Origin of the sequence: Holdemania massiliensis AP2 (assembly GCF_000327285.1) — a bacterium.
In the GTDB taxonomy this organism is placed as follows: Bacteria; Bacillota_I; Bacilli_A; order Erysipelotrichales; family Erysipelotrichaceae; genus Holdemania; species Holdemania massiliensis.
This window is the reverse complement of the sequence record NZ_HE998569.1, coordinates 312,108-330,743: the sequence shown is the minus strand read 5'-3', so window position 1 is coordinate 330,743 and position 18,636 is coordinate 312,108. Positions and strand designations below refer to the sequence as shown.

Genomic DNA, 18,636 nt, shown 5'->3' with positions numbered 1-18,636 from the left:
CGTTAGTTGAATAATAATACCATACCGATCAGATTGACCACCCCCGCCGCGGCCGCGACTTTGACAAACGACGGCTTGGACACCTTATGATGGGCAAGTATCATGCCCGCAATCAGTCCCAATGCACCGCCCAGAAAAGCCAGCGTAAAGAATACCTTCTCCGGAACCCGCCAGCGATGCGTACAGGCACAGAATTTATCCCACAGGCATAAAAGAATTTCTGCCAGATTGACAAAGACGAAGACAAACATCCAAAACGTCATAGTACCGGCTGATCCTTCGGATCATGATTCAGCACTTCACAGCCATCCGCCGTCACCAGCACCAGATCTTCAATCCGGACACCGCCGACGTTGGGCAGATAAATTCCCGGTTCGATCGAAAAGCACATGCCTTCCTCCACAACGATCTCATCCACAGCGCTGACATCAAACGGTTCATGGACGCTTAAACCGATGCCATGTCCGGTCCGATGAATGAAATACGGACCGTACCCAGCCTGTTCGATCACCTGACGGCACGCCCGATCGATATCACAAAATCTTACACCCGGCTTCACCGCCGCAATCCCTGCCAGGTTTGCCTGCCGGACGGTTTCATAGACTGCTTCCATCGAATTATGCCCGACGAAGAAGGTTCTTGTCATATCTGAACAATAGCCTTCGAACCGGCATCCCATATCGACGATGACCGACATGCCTTCGGTCAGGACTTTCTCGCCTGGCACAGCATGGGGATCTGCACAGTTTTCCGCAAATGCGACAATCGTATCAAACGACGGATCACTGTCGGCCAGTTCTCTGAACGCCGCATTGATTTCCTGCTCCAACTGTTTCTCCGTCTTGCCAATCTGGATCAGTTCGCGCACCCGCGCCATCACCCGATCATTATTCAGTGAAGCCTGGCGCATTTTCGCCTGTTCTTCCTTGTCCTTGACACTGCGGATCCGATCGACAAGATTACCGTCGACAAGGTTCAGATCTGGACGCTGCGCCATTAACCGAATCAGAAAGCCGGATGGCCAAAACTTATCTACGCCCACCTTTCCGGTTAAAAACTGGGAAACGACCTGAACGCCATCCTCCGTATCATTGTAGCGGACCAATTCAAAATCGGAGGGAAGCTCAAGCGGAAACAGCTCGTTGAGCACCAGCTTCGGCAGCCCCTGAGCCGTGATGATCAGCGCGATTAACCGCTCACCGCAGGAAAACTGGCGATGAATAAAATATTCCACAGCGCTGTGATCTGAAATCAGACACGCCTGCAGGCCTTCCTCCTGCATTCTTTTTTGAAGCCGTTCAATTCTTTCCTTCATAATTTATCCTTTCTTTTTCACGGGAGAACCCGCGTTTGATAACCTTCTCGTTGACGGATGCACCTCGCTGCTTTTTGCACGATCCGCTGCCGTCTGTACAGTTTGACCCGCCGTCGATGTTTCTTCCGCCAGGTCATCGTTAAGCCATTTGCGGTGCGCGCCGACGATCGGAATGGCATCCAGCTCGCTTTTCGCCAGCCAGAAGCAGTCCTCCGGCAGCGTTTCCTGCACCCCTGCCGCTAACCGGCCGCGGTAGCATTCCATATTCCACACCCGGTGGGAAAAGACATGTTTCCTTCTGCCGATATGATCGAGCTGTTCGGTCTGGTTTAACGGTACAGCGCTCTGCGGCAGCCGGTACAGGCCTTTCATCAAGCCATCCGACCAATCCCGGCTTATCAGAATCTCATCCTGATCATTCTCTATCCAGTAAGTATACAGCTCAAGCTCAACCGGCGGCTTAGCTTTCTTTTTCACCGGATATTGATTCCACGTTCCCGTCTGACCTGCACCGCAAAACGTCGCTAACGGACAAAGCAGACATTGGGGATTTTTCGGCGTACAAACTAACGCGCCGATTTCCATCATTGCCTGGGTGAACACAGCGGGATCGCTGCCTTCCATCCAATCGTACACCTGATGCCAGACAAAATCGACGGTCGGTTTCTTCGTGATGTCTTCCGAATACTGAAGCACCCGTGTGCTTACCCGCAGCACATTGCCGTCCACCGCCGGAGCCCGCAGGCCGTAGGCAATGCTGCCAATCGCCCCAGCCGTATAAAAGCCAATGCCGGGAATTGAGCGCAGCTGTTCAATATCCGCGGGCAAAACGCCTTGATACCGCTCCACGACAACCTTTGCGCCTTCATGCAGCTTCCGCGCGCGATTGTAATAACCCAACCCCTGCCATACCTGCAGCACTTCCTCAATCGGCGCTTCGGCCAGCGCCTGAACCGTAGGCCAGCGCTCCATCCAGCGCTGATAATACGGAAGCATGGAATCGATCCGCGTCTGCTGCGCCATAATTTCACTGACCCAGATCGCATACGGGTCACGGGTCTGACGAAACGGCAGATCACGATGATGGATCTTATACCATGCACATAGTTCTTCTTGAAAATTCATTGTCTTCACCGCGCTTATTGTACCGTGTTTTCCTATAAAACTCAAACGTCACGCGCAGATTCTTCATGTCTCTTCCGCCGAATTTTCCGCCACAGCCTATGCATCAGCAGGCCGCCGCCGATCATCGCCAGGAAATAACTGAAATTGCCGGCCGCAGTTCCCCAGATCTGAGCGATATCGCGGAACACCAGCTGCGTGTTGGCCATCTTGGGCGAAAGATAAAACATCGACAGTTCCCCATAGCAGGAAAGAACAAGATTCAAGATTTCCGCAATTCCGCACAACGCCCCGAACAATCCCAACATTTTCACAGCGCCGGCCGCGTTGTCCTGCATGCTTTCACTGGTTCCGCACACGATCGCAATCACGATCAAAAGATCATGCCACAGAAATGAGAACAGGGTCAAAAACACATAGGGACTCAGCATATCCGAAGGATCCAGATACACAGCCGCCCCGCCCAAGAGGGCAAAATCCGCCAGAAATGTGATGATTGTCCGCCGGCCTTTTTTGACCATCGGCAGAAGCAGGCAGAGATACATGGGTACGCTGCACAGCTGAAATGGGAAATACCACCAATTATACACGCCCTGATCCACGATCAGAAAGCGGAACAGCTGCTTTGCCAGCTCGGCCAGAAGCAAAACCCACCCCATTCTCCAAAGCAGCTTCTGCTTTTGTGCTTCACTCAAATTTCTTAACCGCCAGCCGATCAACACCGCGCACACCGCACCCGCTGCCATCACCGCATGAAAAACACCATATGGCTGCGGCGGGTTCATTGTAAAAACAAAGATCAGAAATTGACTTCTCATTCTCATTCCTTCTTTGTCTTTATTATAACGCGCCGGTCAAACCGTGGTAAAATAGAAGCAGGTTAACAAAGCAGGATGACCTGGCTTTGCGTCAGGATCAGATAAAGGAGTAAATAACCATGGAAAAAGATTTACAGCAGCTGCAGACCATCATGGATCACGGAAAACGCATCGTCTTTTTTACCGGCGCCGGCGCATCCACGGAAAGTGGAATTCCGGATTTCCGCAGCGTCGATGGCTTGTATCATCAACAATACGATTACCCGCCGGAAGAAATCATCAGCCACCATTTTTTTGAGGAAAACCCAAAGGAATTCTATCGCTTTTACCGCAGCCGCATGATTTATCCCAATGCTCAGCCCAACGCCGCTCACCGCTTTATCGCAGAACTGGAGAGAACCGGGAGGGGTCTGGGCGTCGTCACCCAGAACATCGACAATCTGCATACGCTGGCAGGCAGCCGAAAGGTTGCGGAGCTGCATGGCTCGATCATGCGCAACTACTGCGTTCATTGTCATCATGAGGAAGGTCTGGATTGGATGATCCAATCTGAAGATCTGCCCCGCTGTCCCATCTGCGGCGCTCTGATGAAACCGGATGTCGTTTTGTACGAGGAAGCACTTGATGAATCCGTCATGGAGCAGGCGTTAACCTGGATCCATCAGGCAGACGTGCTGATCATCTGCGGTACTTCGCTGGCGGTTTATCCAGCAGCCGGCATGGTGCGTTACTTCACCGGCGATCAGTTGGTCGTCATCAATAAGACTGCGACACCGATGGACAACAACGCCGACCTGTGCATTCAGGCACCGTTAGCCCAGACCTTGGCGCAGCTGCATGTTTAGCTTTCAAAGGCACCTGCACATCAGCCATGATGAGCCAGACAGTCTGACGCAGAAAGGCGGTCCCCATTTCTGAATCCTGCTCAGCGAAGTTTTGCATCTTCCGATCGCAAAACTTCTTTTTTTTATATTTGATTCGCTTAAGACTTGAGTTTCAGCGTCCTCCTCTATTTTCTAATCGTGCCTGTTTTCTATTCTGAACAAATCAAAAAAAGAAACAGCGGATTTTTATACCCGCTGTCTGATTAAGCTCATCTTCCATTGTAAACGGCCTCAATCCTTGATATCATACGCGCTGTATACACGCTGGCCGTTGTAAGCCTCAACGCCCTTGGCATTCAGCATTTCATCGACGCTGACCAGCTGATACCCTGCTTCAATCAGCTTGGGGAGCAGCGCTTCCACAGCCGTTACGGTTTCAGCATGAATATCATGCATCAGAACAATCGCTCCATCCTTGACTGAAGCCATCGTATTGTCCACCGTCTGAACAGGATCCAAGGTCTTCCAGTCCATTGTATCAATGCCCCACATGATGAGCGGATAAGCAGAGTTTTCCTTAACCAAGGCATTGGACGCACCATACGGCGGACGGAAATGCTTGATCGTAACCTGCCAGCCGGTCAGCTCCTGCACCAGTTCGGTCGTCCGGTTCAGCTGGAACAACAGATTATCACCCTTCAGCTTGGTCAGCTTCGGGTGGTTATAGGAATGAGAAGCGGCCTCACTGGCGGAATTGATGACCATTAATGTCGTTTCCGGATATTTCTCCACCCTCATTCCCTGCATGAAGAACGTCGCAGCCCCGTCGTAATGCTGCAGAAGATTCAGCAGCTGGGGCGTGTTGGTCGGATGCGGCCCATCGTCAAATGTCAGCGCAACCATCGGCTTATCCGGATCAATCAAGCGCGGCGCAATCCGTACGTTGTTTTCCGGAAGCCTGCCCTGTCCCACATCCAGCAGGAAATGTTCGCCTAGATTGGAAATCGGGAATTCCCAACGATAAGCCTTCTCGCTCACCATCCCGGCCGGAAAGTTAAAGATCAGCATACCGTCTTTCAGCGTAAAATTGGAATAATTGCCGGAATCCCAGGCCGTTGCTTCAATCACCGGAAGCGTATAGGCCGCCGCTTGGGTATTCTCATCATTTTTCAGCTGAACACGCAGATTGGCCGCCAGCCATTTCAGCGCCGCTTCATCCAGCAAAGACGAAGCTTCAATCCACTGATGCTCAGCTAAATCATAGAAGTAAGCCTGCTGCCGTTCTTCCACCGTTTCATTTTCATTGCGGGCAATTGTATATTCCAGCGAAACATATCGATCCTGAGTCACATTCATCTGATAATCTGCCTTGATCATCAGCGGCTTCTTTTCTTTTTGATATCCATCTGTCTGCGTTTTCAGATCATTAAAAATATTTTCCGCATTCTGTGACAAGGCCGCAAGAAATGTACTGTCTTCACTTTGCGGATAATAGACCGCTAACAGAACATCTTTGCTTTTATCCTTCAGCACTTCTGAGGAAGCGGTTTTCGACTTCATAAACGCCGGCTCTCGGTTGGATAACAGCCAGGCCCCGCCAGCGGCGATCAAGGCCAAAGCGGCAACCGCGATCACCATCAGGATCGCCAGATTGCCTTTATTGATCCGACGGCTTCTTTTTCTTCTCTGTGTTTTCATTGGCTTGTGTTGTCCTTTCAGTACGGTAGAAAATGTCTACCCTTATATAAGATCGTTGAAGCTCTTCAAAAGTTTAAATTTTTATCTTTCTTTTTTATTGTAGTCCGCATTGCGGCCGATCAGACATTTTTCATATCCCGAACTGTCTGTATGTTCATTTTAGCTAAAATAACAAGAGAACTCAATGACAACGACTTTACGAAGTCTTACAAATTCATGACGGCTTCCGTCATGAATCAAAAGCAGCTTACTTCAACACTTCAACAATTAAGTCGGCAGCGATAAAAAAAACAGGAGAATCTTGTAGAATTCTCCCACTTATGATGAAACGTTGTTTAGTCGCAGAGCCTGCGAAAATTTTGGATACGCTCAGCATCCAGCTGATTCTTAGCCAGTCCGTCAATCCGCGCAGCGCTGGAAATATGTACGTCTTCGGCGCCGATCGTCTTTAAAATCTGAATGCTTTCCTGATTGATGCCCCCCGCAAACGTCGTCTTGATGCCTAAGGAAGCGGCAAAGTTCATCATTTCCTGAACGCGGTCAATTTCCTGCACTAAATCCACAGCCTGATAATTGCTTAAAACACGTTGGATCTGCGGATAACGGGCTAATGTCTGCAGTGCTGCTTTCTGATCTTTGGTCTGATCAAAGGCCTTGTGGAAAACAATCGGCGTATCACCGCAGGCCTCAACAAGCTGTATCAGAACGGCTTCGTCAATCGTTTTCTCCGGTGTCAGACAGCCCAGCACGAAGTGATCAGCCAGTCCCCGCTGATTTTGGATATCCGCAATCATCTCCGCTACGTCATTTTCGGAATAAACAAAGCCATGGGCATGCGGACGGATCATGCAGTAGGCTGGGATTGGAGCATGATCATGAACCCCTTTGACCGAACCCCAGGTTGGCGTCAGCGCTCCTTCCGTAATGCCGCTGACTAGTTCCACGCGGTCGGCGCCGGCCTGCGCTGCCAGCAGCGTTTCGTCAAGGGTGGTGGTCACAATTTCTAGTCGCATTGTTGTACCTCTCTTTCTGACTCTATTCTATCACTTTTTATTCGTGATTAAATATGATTTTATGAATTTTTTATCCAATTCCATTTCCTTCTCCGCTTCTGATCATTCGCTAAACTCCCGCAGCCAGTTTGGAAGCAGACGGCATAGACAATCCCGGATTCATCAATTCTTGACAGTGCCATTATTTTCATCAATTTCAAGCTTGATCTCAGAATATAGATGTACTATCATATAAATAGATGTACCATCATCCATAATCATCAAACCGTGAAGGAGGAATCACTCATGAAGGATAAAACAGCGCGTCAGATTACCAAAATTGCCCGCGAGGTCAGCAAGTTTACGACCCGCACATTAAAGACTGAAGGAATCGGGGCGGCCGAACTGGATTTCATCCATGTCGTGCGGAAGAATCCGGGAATTACCCAAGCCGGCGTCCGCAGTGTGCTGGGCATTGACAAAGGAGCCTGTGCACGCCGGGCTGCCAATCTGGAACAGAAAGGCTATCTCATCCGAACCCCCAGCCCTCAAGACAAACGGGCTCAGTGCTTAACGGCAACGGCGAAAGCCGATCTGCTGAAGCAATCCAAGGCGGCCATTGAAGCTGAGGTTTATGCGTGGCTGCTGGAAGAATTGAATGAGCATGAAGCTGACTTGTTCGCCGCCCTGCTCAACCGGCTTTATCTTCGCAGCAAGGCTGAAAGCCAAGCTAATTTTACGCATCTGTCCGAGCGGCTAAGGCAGAAGCAGGGGCAATAACGAATGTTCCGCGCTTCCAAGGTGAACCGCCGGCCGGACCGGCTGAGCACTTATTTCTTATCCAACTCCGCCGTGTTGGCGGGGATCGCCCTGTCCGGTATTCTTTACAACGTCGGCTTAACGGCCGGACCGTTTTTTGAGGGTCAGCTGGCTCAATGTTTGATTGCCGTTATGGCCAAGGAGAAGACCGTCGGGGATATGGTCAATCTGGCAGGCTTGTATTTAGCCGTAATCCTGCTTGTCCAAGCCTCACGCTGCCTCAAGCGCTTCTGGGTTCGCCGGCTCGCCAACAATACCGCCCGTTCAATGCGCCGGGTGCTGTACCGCAATCTGGTTTATCAAAATCCGGCCGTTCTTGGCCTTGATGAAGCGGGAAGTCTGATGACCAAAGCGATCGGCGATGTCGACGCCTGTGCGGAGGGCATCCGCAAATTCACAACGGAAATCTTTGACACCGGGGTTGTCATGATCGCCTACTTAGGCATGTTATGGTATTACGATGCCCGGCTGACGCTGTTGGCCTGTCTTTTCACACCGCTGGCTTATCTTCTGGCTCAGCGGCTGAAACGGCCAATCACCCGCAGCAGCGCCGCTTACAAAAACAGCGTCAGCCGGCTCAACGGCATGGCCCTTGACCGAGTGACCAACGCTCTGACCTACCGCGTATTCGGCTGCGAAGCCCAGCGTGATGAAGCCTACACCAGTCAGTTGGCGCAAGTGGAGAAAAATGCCGTGGTTTCCAGTGCTTGGGAAAACGCGATGCAGCCGCTGTACAACGTCATCGCCATGACCGGCGTACTGTTTGTGCTGATCCGCGGCGCGCAGAATGTTCTGGGTCAGGGCTGGGCGGTCTGGGATATTGCGGCATTTACAACATATCTGGCCTGCTTTTCACGGCTGGCATTAAAAAGTTCGCACGCGGCCAAGCTGTTCAACGCCGTCCAGAAAGCCCGCGTTTCCTGGCAGAGGATTCAGCCGCAGCTGCAGCCGGTTTCTGTCCCGGAAGCGCAGCTCGATACGTTTACCGCTCCAGCTTCACTGAGCGTGGAAAAGCTCAGCTTTGCCTATCCTCACCAACCACCGCTTTTTTCCAATGTTTCTTTCAGGGCTCAAGCAGGGGAGATCATCGGCATTACCGGGCCGCTGGCCTGCGGAAAGTCCACTTTCGGCCGGTTATTTTTAGGCGAGCAGGACTATACCGGACGTATCTTCATCAACGGATTGGATCTCGCTGAACAAAACAACGCTCAGCTCAGTCAGCTTGTCGCTTATGCCGGTCACGATCCGCAGCTGCTCAGCGATACGATTGCGGAAAATATTACCTTGGGTGAAGCGTTTGACTGTCAACCTTGGTTAACCGCCGTCGCTTTATCCGAAGAAGTCAACGCTCTGCCGCGGGGAATTCAGACGTTCATCGGCGCTCAAGGCTCGCGCCTTTCCGGGGGTCAGCAGGCTCGTTTAGCTTTGGCCCGCACGCTGGCCCGATCCCGGCCGCTGATCATTCTTGATGATCCGTTTTCAGCCGTGGATCCCGCCACAGAAGCAGAAATTCTGCAGCAGCTGCGGGTGCTGGCCCAGGATCGAATTGTCTTTCTGATCTCCCACCGGCTGACGCATTTTCCGGACTTCGATCAAATTCTCTGGCTGAGTCAGGAAAAGGTACAGGTATCCAGCCATGAAATGATGCTGAAGACCAATTCAGCCTACGCCCAGCTGTTTGAAAAACAACAGCGAAAGGAGGTGAAGAACGATGAATCCCACTGAACTGAAACTTCATCTGCACCGCAGTGTTGTCACGGTCCTGCGCCAGCACTGGCTGCTTGTTTTGATGTTGGCGGGCGTGATCTTGGCAGGAACCGCAGTTGCTTTGGTTCCGCCGCTGGTGCTGGAGCGCGTCATCAATCAATTGACTACCGGTCAGGCAGTTCTATTCTCTCTGGCTTTCGCGTACTTCATCTTTCTCGCTTTGGCGGGCATATTGGAATCGCTGCAAACCGTACTGATCACCCTGATCGGTCAGAAGATCACCCGGCAGGTTCGTCAGGATCTCTGCGCCAAAATCCAGCTTCTGCCAGCTTCCTACTTTACCCAACAGCAAGCCGGCAAAACGGTTTCCCTGTTTGTCAACGACGTTGAGGCCCTCAGCGCACTGTTTGACAACGGCGTTCTCAGCATGGCTGCCGACGCTTTAAAAATGATCGGCATCGGTGCGATGATCTTTACCCGCAGCCTTGGCCTGGGATTTCTGCTTTTGGCGATCACGCCGCTGTTATTTGCCTTAACCCGGCATTTTCAAAAACGCATGCTTAAAGCACAACAGACGCACCGCTCCGCAATCGCCCAGGTCAACAACGCAGTTCCGGAGACCCTGCGCTGTCTGCGGATGATCCGGACGTTCAACAAACAGAATTATATGGAAGATCGCTATGACAAGCACTTGCAGACAAGCTATCAGAGCCTGGAAAAGGCCAACTTTTATGATTCCGTGTATTCGCCGATCATCGTTTTCAGCAGCAGTGCTGTGATCGCCGTGATGATGGTGCTGGCCTCGCTTTCCGGAAATATGCAGCAGCTGTTTGGGATGTCGGTCGGCTCCGCCGTGGCCGTCATTGCTTATGTCGGCAAGATCTTTACCCCGCTGGAAAACATCGGCATGGAAATCGAGAATATTCAGTCCGCCGTCGCGAGCATAGAACGGATCGAAAGCTTCTTCCAGCAGCCTGAGCGGATCCTGCCAACACAACAGCTGGATCTATCTGCCGCACTGACTCAGCCGGTCTTATCGCTCAGTCACGTCACCTTTGGCTATCAGCCCGAAGAACCAGTTCTGAAAGATCTTTCGTTCTGCATCAACAGCGGTGAAACCGTCACACTGATCGGCCGCACCGGAGCTGGAAAAAGTACGATCTTCAGACTTATTCTGGGCCTGTATGCGCCCCAGCAAGGCACGGTTGAGATTGCTGGGCAGCCAGCCGATCAGCTCAGCGACAGTCAGAAGCGGCGTTTATTCGGCTATGTAGAACAAACGCTGCATCCTGCCGACGGTACGGTCGGCGATCAGATTTCCCTGTTTGATGCAGCCATAACGGATCAGCAGATCATCGAAGCTGCGGAACTTGTCGGTCTGGCAGGCGTCATTGAAAAGCTGCCGCAGGGATATGCTACCCCTTGGAATCCAGCCCTCTTTTCGCAAGGGCAGATTCAGCTTTTGGCGATTGCCCGCGCGATTGCGGCCAACCCGCGGATTCTGCTTCTGGATGAAATCACGGCCAACTTAGACAGCGGCACAGAAGCCCTGGTGATGGAAGCCCTGCAAAAAGCTTCGGCGAACCGCACCGTTCTTTCCATCTCCCATCGGCTCTATCAGCAAAACAAAACCGGCCGTCTGATCACGATTGGATGATAAGAAAAGGACCAGGGGCAAGCCTGATCCTATCTGCTTATAGTCTGGGGTCAGCATCATAATAATGGGGTCATATAAAGCGGAAGATATAAAATCCCGTTTTCTTCTTTCAGATCACTCGGATGGAGTACATAAGGAAGATGAAGCTGTTCACTGTAACGTGTACAAAATTTATGCAATGAGCTCAGCGTATATTTTTTACTGGATTTCACCTCAATTGGCGAAATATTATGTCGATTACTGATCTTACTTTTAGCAATCAAAAAGTCAATTTCCATCCGATCGGAAGCTTCTTTGGAGCTGTTAGAATAGAAATAGAGCTTATGACCGCTTGCCGCCAGCATTTGAGCAACAATATTTTCCACAATCATACCCTGATTGAATTCCAGTTTATCAAACAAAATTTTCTTATAGATTTCTTCGCTGACAATACCATTTTCATCAAAAGCATGACTAATTAAAAGCCCTGTATCCGCCATATAACATTTCATGGTCATCCGATCACGATTTAATTTCAGTCCTATATTCGGAGCTGTGGAATTGTAGCAAATATTCACAATCATGGCATCAGACAGCCAAAAAAACGCGTCTTCATAATCACGGAAACGGGCCTCTTTTTTCAAGGATGAATATTTAAATTTCTTTTCATGTTTTTGAAGCTGAGCCGGAATCTCATCAAAAATCTGTTCCACTTTCATTTCATAACCCTGAGCGTGTTTGATCATATCAGCACGGTATAGTTTTAGGATATCTCGTTTTATACGGTCAACGCGTTCAAAATCTTTAGTCTGAACATACGCCTGAACAGCCTGCGGCATTCCCCCCACGACAAGATATTGTCTAAAATAGTCCATTGCTTTTCGATGCAAAGCCTGTCCCATGGGCTTATGTTCTTGGAAGCATTGGCGAATAAAATCCATCAGCAGCTGATTGTCCAAGGCCCAAAGAAATTCTTCAAAATCAAGCGGAAACATTTTAATATGACGTTCTTCCGAAGGAATTACAATATCCTTGGTATTCGCTTTAATCGACATTAAGGATCCCGTTTCAAGATAATCATATCTTCCATCCGCAACAAGATACTTGATTGCGGATCTGGCTCTTGGAAAAAGTTGTACTTCGTCGAAGATCACTAATGTTTCACGCTCATACAACTTTACATTGTAATAATTGGAAAGATAAAGAAAAAAAGTATCCAGATCATTTAAATAAAGCTCAAACAAATCCGTAATTTCTTTAGGAATCCGATTAAAATCGATCAGAATATAGGACTTATATTCAGCTTTTGCGAATTCTTCAGCAATATAACTTTTACCCACACGCCGTGCTCCATCAATCAACATTGCAGTATGGCCGGCTTCCTCGTTCTTCCATTGAGTCAGTGTATCATAGATTTTTCGTTTCATTCCTGCTCACCTCCGCATAAAAATTCCTCACAGAATCGAGATTTTTATTAACGCAAAAATACACGTTTTCGAGGTTTTCATACAGTATGCTTTAACACGTTTTCGAGGTTTTATATACAACTGATATTACACATTTTCGAGGTTTCAGGATTATCCGTTATTCCGCAACCTTTTTCTGCCTATTAAAAGTTTCTTAACTTACAGATTTCACCATAATCCAAAAGCCAGGTTGAAGAAATTTCATCATTCAATCTGGCTCTGTTTTTTTCTCTTTTGATCTTAGACTTATTCTTTCGTCTCTTGATCCTGTCTGCCGATCGGGATTAAGTAATTGAGCAGATTCTCTGGAAAACTATGTTTTATATAGAAATCAAGCAGCGGGCCAACCAGCAGGATTAAAAGAAAACTGATCAGGATGACAAGAATCCGATTGTGATTTAAGGGAGAATGGATCACATTGGCGATTACGAAGGAAATCACGAAAATGATTATAAGACCGACATAAGTCCTTTTCCTTAACAGCTTTTTTAGCTCGTCATTCGCCTTATACACTTTGCCCTGATAGAGAATCGTGCTGTTCACTCCCATCTTTTTCACTCGATTATCAAGTTCTTTCTGATCCGCATTCATGTTGATTCCTCCTGCTTTACTCAATCCAATTATAGCGTTCATTGCAGCGAATGGAAATAATTGAAAAGAAATGATAGAAAAGAAAAATGAATCCGACGTGAGTTCGCGCAGCGAATGGCCGCGGTCTTCCTGTCCGATTCATCAACAGATTTCTTTATCCTTTTCTTATTTTGTCTGGTCAAGCGGTGCAAAGAGGATGTATTCGGAACCATTTTCGTCCCGTACCGTTTTTGGACATACCCCGAAGATTGACTGCGGAATGCGGCTTGACAGAAAGGCCGAAGCTGTTCCAGTGAAAACCATTTCACCACGATCCATAACACACACCTGATCGGCCAGCTCCAGGGCATCGGCCAGCTCATGCAGGATCAAAACTACCGTTTTCCCCGCGGCTTTCATCTGTCTGAGCAGCGCATAAACCACTTGCCGGTATTCCATGTCCAAGCTCGCTGTCGGCTCATCCAGCAGCACAACCGGCGTATCCTGCGCCAACAAAAGGGAGAAATAAGCCAGCTGACGTTCACCGCCTGAACAATGGCACACCAGATCTTCAGCATGCCCGGCGATAGCCGCCTGTTTCAGCGCGGAATCAACCCGCTGTTCATCCGCTTCACTCAGCCGTCCACTCATGCCTAAATACGGCTGGCGGCCAAAAGCCGTCAGCGTGCGCACCGTAATCGGCGGACGCGGCAGAACCTGCGGCATCAGCGCAATTCTCTGGGCACGCGTTTTGGCATCCAGTTTGCGCAGGGGCTGACCTTCGATCAGAATCTCACCGCTCCAGCGTGTCTGCGTTTGTGCCAGACAGCGCATCAGAGAGGTCTTGCCGCTGCCGTTGCGGCCAAGAAGCACGGTGATCTGACCTGGCTCAGCCTTGAAATCAACATCCCTTAAAATGGACTTTGCGCCTAAGCGCAGACTGACTTTGCGCGCCTCAAGCATATCGGCCTCGCCGCTGATACAGAATCAGCAGGAAAAACGGAGCCCCCAGCATCGCCAGGAAAATTCCCGCCGGCAGCTCAGCCGGGGAAAACAGGGTGCGTCCAGCCAGGTCGGACAGCACGACTAAATTGGCGCCGGTCAAGGCGGAAACCGGAACTAAAATCCGAAGATCATGCCCGACCAGCCGGCGCGCCAGATGCGGAACGATCAGACCAACAAACCCCAACAGCCCCGCATAGGTCACCACGGCCGCGCACAGCGCGCTGGCTAAGATTAGGGAAATCAGCCGCAGAGCCTTGACCCGAACTCCCAGAGAAGCGGCAATCTCATCCCCCAGACAAAGCAAATTCAGCTGGGGTGCTAAGATCCAGGCTACTGCCACACCGCCCAGGATGATCAGCGACGGCAGCGTCAGATCCGCCGGCTTTACCCCGGAGAAGCCGCCGACCGAAAACGCCGAATAGGAAGCCAGCGCATCCGGAAACAGCTGCGACAGAAAGGAAATGCCGGCACTGAACAGCGAACTGACAGCCACTCCCGCCAACAGCACCGTAGAACGGGACTGGTGTCCGCCGGCACTGACCGAAATTCCCAGCACCAGCAAAGTTGTCGCCAGCGCCCCGGCAAACGCCGCCAGCGGCAGTCCCGCAAAGGCCATCGGAAACAGGCAGAGCATGACCATAACCGCCAGCCCCGCCCCCGAATTGACGCCGATGATGTTGGGCGAACACAGATCATTGCCAGTCGCACTTTGTAACAGCAGACCCGATACCGCCAACCCGCATCCTGCCAGCATCGCTCCAACGACCCGCGGTAAGCGCAGCTGCAGCACGATCAGCCGGATCATCGGATCACCGCCAGATCCCAACGCTGCTCGAACTTCTTCAAAAGAAAACCGGGCGCTGCCCAAGATCAGACCGCAAAAGCCCAGACCGATCAAAAGCAGAAAGAGAAACGGCAGTAAAAACCGTTTCTGCATCGACTTCATGAAAAGCTTTCCGGATACAACAATCCGGCTAAAACGCGATAAGCTTCCGCCCAGCGCTCATTCGGCTTGTAGTGGAACAGATCCTTTTCCAGATAAGCACAGCGGCCGTTTTTCACCGCGTCCAGATCCCGCCAGCCACTTTCCTGAAGCAGGCCGTCCATGTAAGCCCGCGCTGCTTCCTCATTGCCCTGCGGTACGATCAAAATCACATCCGGCTGATTCATCAGAACGCTTTCCAAGGAAAGGCCTTCGGATAAAGCCCCGGCTTCATCCGCGATGTTCACAGCACCCAGCTCTTCCAGCATCAGACCGACAAAATGATCCTTCGCCGTCTTAGCTTTGGTTGCGGAATAGCCTGAACCCGCGCGGACAAACAATACGGAGATCGGCTCCTGTCCAGTCCGGACCTCAGCCACCTGCGCCAGCACTTCATCCACCTGCTTTGCCACATCCTCGCCATAGGTCTGGTAAGCCTGGGGATTACCGGTAATCTCAGTGAACAGCTTCAGCAAGGTCAGATAATCGGCAAAGCTTTCTTCTTTCAAGGCAGCACTGGGGATCCCGTAGCCGTTAAGTTGTTCGCAGAGCTCAGCCTGGGCTCCCATATCCGCCGAAGCGATCACGAAGTCCGGCTGCTGAGCGATCAGCTGTTCCGCGTCAATCTTTAACCCCGCGCCGTCATCCACAAGCGGCGTATCTGCCTCGGCAAAACCACGTTTGACACTGTCCCCGACGGTTACCGCAATCTCCCCTCCCGCTAACTTCCACAGCTGGGCATAGGAAGAAAACAGGACGGCAGTTCGCTGCGGCGTCTGCGGCAGCGTGATTTCTCTGCCCATCGCATCAGTGAAGGTCAGCGGCTGTACCTCCTCGGTCTTGGGTGTCGCTGGGGACTGCGGTTTGGGGGATGCACTGCAGCCGGAGGCACCGATCAATAAGATCAGGACAAGTCCCATTCTTGTCCAGGTTTTACGGGTTTTCCACATAAAAATGTCAGGTCTTTTGCGCATACTTTTCTCCTCCTGTGTTCTCACTTCCGGATCCGCCTGGGGTTCCGGGAAATATCCGCGATCTTGGCGTAAAACAGGACGTCTGTACACCACGGTTTGGGCCGCAGCGAGTTCTGTCCTGATTACAATTCCAAGATGCTTTTTAACTCACGAAGATTATTTTAAGGCCCTTGACCTGACATGCAGGATGGCAAATCTGTTTTCGTAAGTACAACAGTCTGAAATGACTGTTTCCTGATTGATGATTAATTAAAGAATAAAATCTGAAATGACCGGCGGTGAAGACAGTACCTGATCCAGCTGGGTTAAAAACAACTGTTGAAAGTCAGGACAGGCGCCCAGCTCCATGGACGAAATATCCAAGCTCAGGGAAACCTCTTCTGTCGTTAAATTCTGAACCGATGCGCTGATTTCCGCGGCATGATGTCCGGCGCACAGCATCAGAAAGTTCAGCGAAGCCGATCGGCAGCCTTCCATGCGCAAAGCGTTCATACTCTGCATCAGACTCGGCTCACCATGCAGCAGCGCAATCCGCAGATCAGACCGGTGCAGATCATCCAAGACCTGCTGCAAAGCGGAATAATCATCATTGCAGCCCTGACTTTGACCATGCCCCAACAAGATTCTAGGCTTTTCTGATACGGGGAACAATTCACTTAACGTCTGTGCACAGGCTGTCAAAGAATGCGTCAAAAGCGGTGGGGTCAGAATCAGTTCATCAAAGCGGGATCGCCATGACTCGATCTGAGCGCACAGCTTTTCCCATTCTTTCCCGTTGGCAAAGAACAGACTCAACACCACCACGCGGCGGCACCCGCTTGCCTGAAGGCTCGCCAGGGCTTCCTCAACCAATGGCAGCGCCATTCCCTGCCGTGCTAATTTCGCCTGAATCCGCGGACTGGTCAGCGCCATTTCACAGGTCAAGCCAACAAACCGCTGAACCGCCGCCTGATGCAGCGCCGCAAAACAGCGGTCAAAGCGCTGAACCTCAGCGGTTCCAAACGCTACGGTCAACAGAGCATCCAGTCTTTTTAGCACTTCGCTCCGCCAACCACAGTCTTCTTCAAAATGCTTTCCTTGTCAATCGAACCGTTCAGCAGTTTTTCTTCCACATAGTCAAAGCCTAACCGCGCGATCGTATCGGCAAACCGTTCACCGGTGATGCCTTCGTCACGATAGAACAGAATCGCTCTTTCCACTAAGGCCAGTACTTCTTCCTCACTGGTGAAAATCCGGGACAGCGGCTTGCCTTCGGCCACCTTCTTGCCCCACCGGCCGCCGATGGTAACTTTATAGCCATAGGTGCTTTCTTCAATTGCCTTAAACGGACACTTCGATACGCAGCGGCCGCAATGATTGCATTGTTCAGCGTCGATCTGCAGCTTGCCGTCGACCAGCTTCGCCACGCCGATCGGGCAGGTTTTCTCAATCTGGCACACCTTACAGCCGCGGCATTTCGACAGATCGACTTCCGGAATCCGCTGGCCGACGATGCCCAAGTCATTCAGATCCGGCTTGACGCAGTTGTTTGGACAGCCGCCGACTGCCAGCTTGAATTTATGCGGCAAAACGACATTATGATAACCAATATAGAACAGATCATGAAGTTTCTGGCTCAGTTCAAAGGTATCCGCCAGACCGTATTGGCAGGTTGTGCCTTTGCAGGAAACAATCGGACGAACTTTGGATCCGGTGCCGCCGGTTTCTAAACCGGCTTCATTCAGATACGTCATCAGGGCATCCAGATTGGCATACGGAACACCCTGAATTTCCAGCGTCAGACGGGTAGTCATCGTGACTTCTCCGCTGCCGTACAGCTCCGCCGCTTCCGCAATTTTACGCTGTTCCTCACTGGTAATCTTACCGTTGCGGGTGATGACGCGGACGTTGAAACGATCCGGATAGCGCTTATCCTGCAGACAGCCCAAACCCTTGACCCGTTTGATTTCATCCGGCGGCAAGGCTGAGCCGGCAAACTGAACCTTCACTTCATTCACAGTCACTCCGCCTTCCAGTACCTTCGTCTGTGTATAGCCGTAATGCTGCAGACGGTTCTGCAGGACATAAGCCCGGCGTCCGCGATTGCAGACCAATAACAATTTCGCATCGCGCTCAATGCCTTCAATCGGACCGTCCAGCTTGGCCAGATCGATCCACTTCGCGCCTGGAATGGTCGGCTGCGGCAGCACATCCAGTACCTGATAGTCTGCGGCTGCGCCGGCGGCATATTCTGCCGGGGTCATCGACGTCATCGCACCGGACAGCTTGTTTTCCAAAACCAGACAAGCTTGAACAAACGGATGAATCGCTGTGGAGAACGGCGGCGCATAGGCATAGTCCAGATCATTAAAGGCTTCTAACGTCATGCCGGCAGCCAAACCGGTCACCGCGACATCGACCATTTTATCGACCGCGCTGCCCAACACCTGAATTCCCAGAAGTTTATGACTAACCCGATCCGCGACCAGTTTGGTGATGAAGAACGAAGAACCTGGGTAATAGTGAGCTTTGTCATCCCCGGCACAGACCACCGTTTCCGGATCATAACCCGCTGTCCGTGCCTGCGCTTCAGTTAAACCGGTACGGCCGGCATTCAGTCCTTCCAATAACCGCACAACGCCGGTGCCGAAGCAGCCTTCGTACGCTGTCGGTGTTCCGGTCAGGGTACAAGCCAATGACCGGCCGGTGATGTTAGCCGTCGAACCCAT

17 protein-coding genes are annotated in these 18,636 nt (G+C 51.1%); 4 read left to right on the top strand and 13 right to left on the bottom strand.

Annotation, left to right across the window (positions count from 1 at the left end; translation table 11 throughout):
• Positions 1-2 precede the first annotated feature (2 nt).
• The 4 genes from BN162_RS13920 to BN162_RS13905 are packed head-to-tail and all read right to left on the bottom strand — an operon-like array spanning position 3 to position 3,255.
• Positions 3-263, bottom strand: a complete 261-nt coding sequence (locus BN162_RS13920) for a DUF1294 domain-containing protein (RefSeq protein WP_020225719.1) — start codon at positions 261-263, stop codon at positions 3-5.
• A complete protein-coding gene (locus BN162_RS13915; protein WP_020225718.1) occupies positions 260-1,315 on the bottom strand; it encodes a M24 family metallopeptidase in 1,056 nt (351 codons plus the stop codon). The genes BN162_RS13920 and BN162_RS13915 overlap by 4 nt, the downstream gene beginning before the upstream one ends.
• Positions 1,316-1,318: 3 nt before the next feature.
• Positions 1,319-2,440, bottom strand: coding sequence for an A/G-specific adenine glycosylase (gene mutY / locus BN162_RS13910; RefSeq protein WP_020225717.1), 1,122 nt, complete (start codon positions 2,438-2,440; stop codon positions 1,319-1,321).
• 41 nt (positions 2,441-2,481) lie between these two features.
• Positions 2,482-3,255: a TMEM164 family acyltransferase gene (locus BN162_RS13905; RefSeq protein ID WP_020225716.1), complete on the bottom strand. Its 774-nt coding sequence runs from the start codon at positions 3,253-3,255 to the stop codon at positions 2,482-2,484.
• Positions 3,256-3,374: 119 nt separating this feature from the next.
• On the opposite strand from BN162_RS13905, the gene BN162_RS13900 reads away from it, so the two are divergent.
• Complete coding sequence (locus tag BN162_RS13900; protein ID WP_020225715.1) at positions 3,375-4,100, top strand: NAD-dependent protein deacylase; 726 nt, start codon at positions 3,375-3,377, stop codon at positions 4,098-4,100.
• Between the two features lie 270 nt (positions 4,101-4,370).
• Here the strand turns inward: BN162_RS13900 and BN162_RS18075 are convergent, their stop codons facing one another.
• Positions 4,371-5,777, bottom strand: coding sequence for a polysaccharide deacetylase family protein (locus BN162_RS18075; protein WP_020225714.1), 1,407 nt, complete (start codon positions 5,775-5,777; stop codon positions 4,371-4,373).
• 335 nt (positions 5,778-6,112) lie between these two features.
• Positions 6,113-6,790 carry a copper homeostasis protein CutC gene (locus BN162_RS13890; protein ID WP_020225713.1) on the bottom strand — a complete coding sequence of 226 codons (678 nt, stop codon included), beginning with the start codon at positions 6,788-6,790 and terminating at the stop codon, positions 6,113-6,115.
• Between the two features lie 285 nt (positions 6,791-7,075).
• On the opposite strand from BN162_RS13890, the gene BN162_RS13885 reads away from it, so the two are divergent.
• Genes BN162_RS13885 through BN162_RS13875 form a run of 3 tightly spaced genes read left to right on the top strand, consistent with a single transcriptional unit; the run spans position 7,076 to position 10,952 of the window.
• Positions 7,076-7,549, top strand: a complete 474-nt coding sequence (locus tag BN162_RS13885) for a MarR family winged helix-turn-helix transcriptional regulator (protein WP_020225712.1) — start codon at positions 7,076-7,078, stop codon at positions 7,547-7,549.
• A 3-nt stretch (positions 7,550-7,552) separates the two neighbouring features.
• On the top strand, positions 7,553-9,313 hold the full coding sequence (locus BN162_RS13880; protein ID WP_020225711.1) for an ABC transporter ATP-binding protein: 1,761 nt from the start codon (positions 7,553-7,555) through the stop codon (positions 9,311-9,313).
• Positions 9,300-10,952 carry an ABC transporter ATP-binding protein gene (locus BN162_RS13875; RefSeq protein WP_020225710.1) on the top strand — a complete coding sequence of 551 codons (1,653 nt, stop codon included), beginning with the start codon at positions 9,300-9,302 and terminating at the stop codon, positions 10,950-10,952. The genes BN162_RS13880 and BN162_RS13875 overlap by 14 nt, the downstream gene beginning before the upstream one ends.
• A gap of 56 nt (positions 10,953-11,008) precedes the next feature.
• Here BN162_RS13875 and BN162_RS13870 read toward each other — a convergent pair whose 3' ends face one another.
• The 7 genes from BN162_RS13870 to BN162_RS13840 all read right to left on the bottom strand — a co-directional run.
• The gene (locus BN162_RS13870) at positions 11,009-12,295 is read right to left on the bottom strand and encodes an ATP-binding protein (protein ID WP_244264202.1); all 1,287 of its coding nucleotides are present in this window, start codon (positions 12,293-12,295) and stop codon (positions 11,009-11,011) included.
• A 348-nt stretch (positions 12,296-12,643) separates the two neighbouring features.
• A complete protein-coding gene (locus BN162_RS13865) occupies positions 12,644-12,988 on the bottom strand; it encodes a hypothetical protein (protein WP_020225708.1) in 345 nt (114 codons plus the stop codon).
• Positions 12,989-13,153: 165 nt separating this feature from the next.
• Positions 13,154-13,930, bottom strand: a complete 777-nt coding sequence (locus tag BN162_RS13860; protein WP_020225707.1) for an ABC transporter ATP-binding protein — start codon at positions 13,928-13,930, stop codon at positions 13,154-13,156.
• Positions 13,923-14,918, bottom strand: coding sequence for a FecCD family ABC transporter permease (locus BN162_RS13855; protein ID WP_020225706.1), 996 nt, complete (start codon positions 14,916-14,918; stop codon positions 13,923-13,925). The genes BN162_RS13860 and BN162_RS13855 overlap by 8 nt, the downstream gene beginning before the upstream one ends.
• Positions 14,915-15,928: an ABC transporter substrate-binding protein gene (locus tag BN162_RS13850; protein WP_020225705.1), complete on the bottom strand. Its 1,014-nt coding sequence runs from the start codon at positions 15,926-15,928 to the stop codon at positions 14,915-14,917. The genes BN162_RS13855 and BN162_RS13850 overlap by 4 nt, the downstream gene beginning before the upstream one ends.
• Positions 15,929-16,177: 249 nt before the next feature.
• Positions 16,178-16,966 carry a sirohydrochlorin cobaltochelatase gene (locus BN162_RS13845; RefSeq protein WP_020225704.1) on the bottom strand — a complete coding sequence of 263 codons (789 nt, stop codon included), beginning with the start codon at positions 16,964-16,966 and terminating at the stop codon, positions 16,178-16,180.
• On the bottom strand, positions 16,960-18,636 hold a 1,677-nt coding region (locus tag BN162_RS13840), incomplete at its 5' end, for a 4Fe-4S dicluster domain-containing protein (protein ID WP_040452143.1). The genes BN162_RS13840 and BN162_RS13845, both read right to left, overlap by 7 nt.

Excerpts from the sequence above, each read along its gene's own strand:
- BN162_RS13920 (WP_020225719.1), bottom strand. The coding sequence starts at position 263 with ATGACGTTTTGGATGTTTGTCTTCGTCTTTGTCAATCTGGCAGAAATT.
- BN162_RS13915 (WP_020225718.1), bottom strand. The coding sequence starts at position 1,315 with ATGAAGGAAAGAATTGAACGGCTTCAAAAAAGAATGCAGGAGGAAGGC.
- mutY (WP_020225717.1), bottom strand. The coding sequence starts at position 2,440 with ATGAATTTTCAAGAAGAACTATGTGCATGGTATAAGATCCATCATCGT.
- BN162_RS13905 (WP_020225716.1), bottom strand. The coding sequence starts at position 3,255 with ATGAGAAGTCAATTTCTGATCTTTGTTTTTACAATGAACCCGCCGCAG.
- BN162_RS13900 (WP_020225715.1), top strand. The coding sequence starts at position 3,375 with ATGGAAAAAGATTTACAGCAGCTGCAGACCATCATGGATCACGGAAAA.
- BN162_RS18075 (WP_020225714.1), bottom strand. The coding sequence starts at position 5,777 with ATGAAAACACAGAGAAGAAAAAGAAGCCGTCGGATCAATAAAGGCAAT.
- BN162_RS13890 (WP_020225713.1), bottom strand. The coding sequence starts at position 6,790 with ATGCGACTAGAAATTGTGACCACCACCCTTGACGAAACGCTGCTGGCA.
- BN162_RS13885 (WP_020225712.1), top strand. The coding sequence starts at position 7,076 with ATGAAGGATAAAACAGCGCGTCAGATTACCAAAATTGCCCGCGAGGTC.
- BN162_RS13880 (WP_020225711.1), top strand. The coding sequence starts at position 7,553 with ATGTTCCGCGCTTCCAAGGTGAACCGCCGGCCGGACCGGCTGAGCACT.
- BN162_RS13875 (WP_020225710.1), top strand. The coding sequence starts at position 9,300 with ATGAATCCCACTGAACTGAAACTTCATCTGCACCGCAGTGTTGTCACG.
- BN162_RS13870 (WP_244264202.1), bottom strand. The coding sequence starts at position 12,295 with ATGTTGATTGATGGAGCACGGCGTGTGGGTAAAAGTTATATTGCTGAA.
- BN162_RS13865 (WP_020225708.1), bottom strand. The coding sequence starts at position 12,988 with ATGAATGCGGATCAGAAAGAACTTGATAATCGAGTGAAAAAGATGGGA.
- BN162_RS13860 (WP_020225707.1), bottom strand. The coding sequence starts at position 13,930 with ATGCTTGAGGCGCGCAAAGTCAGTCTGCGCTTAGGCGCAAAGTCCATT.
- BN162_RS13855 (WP_020225706.1), bottom strand. The coding sequence starts at position 14,918 with ATGAAGTCGATGCAGAAACGGTTTTTACTGCCGTTTCTCTTTCTGCTT.
- BN162_RS13850 (WP_020225705.1), bottom strand. The coding sequence starts at position 15,928 with ATGCGCAAAAGACCTGACATTTTTATGTGGAAAACCCGTAAAACCTGG.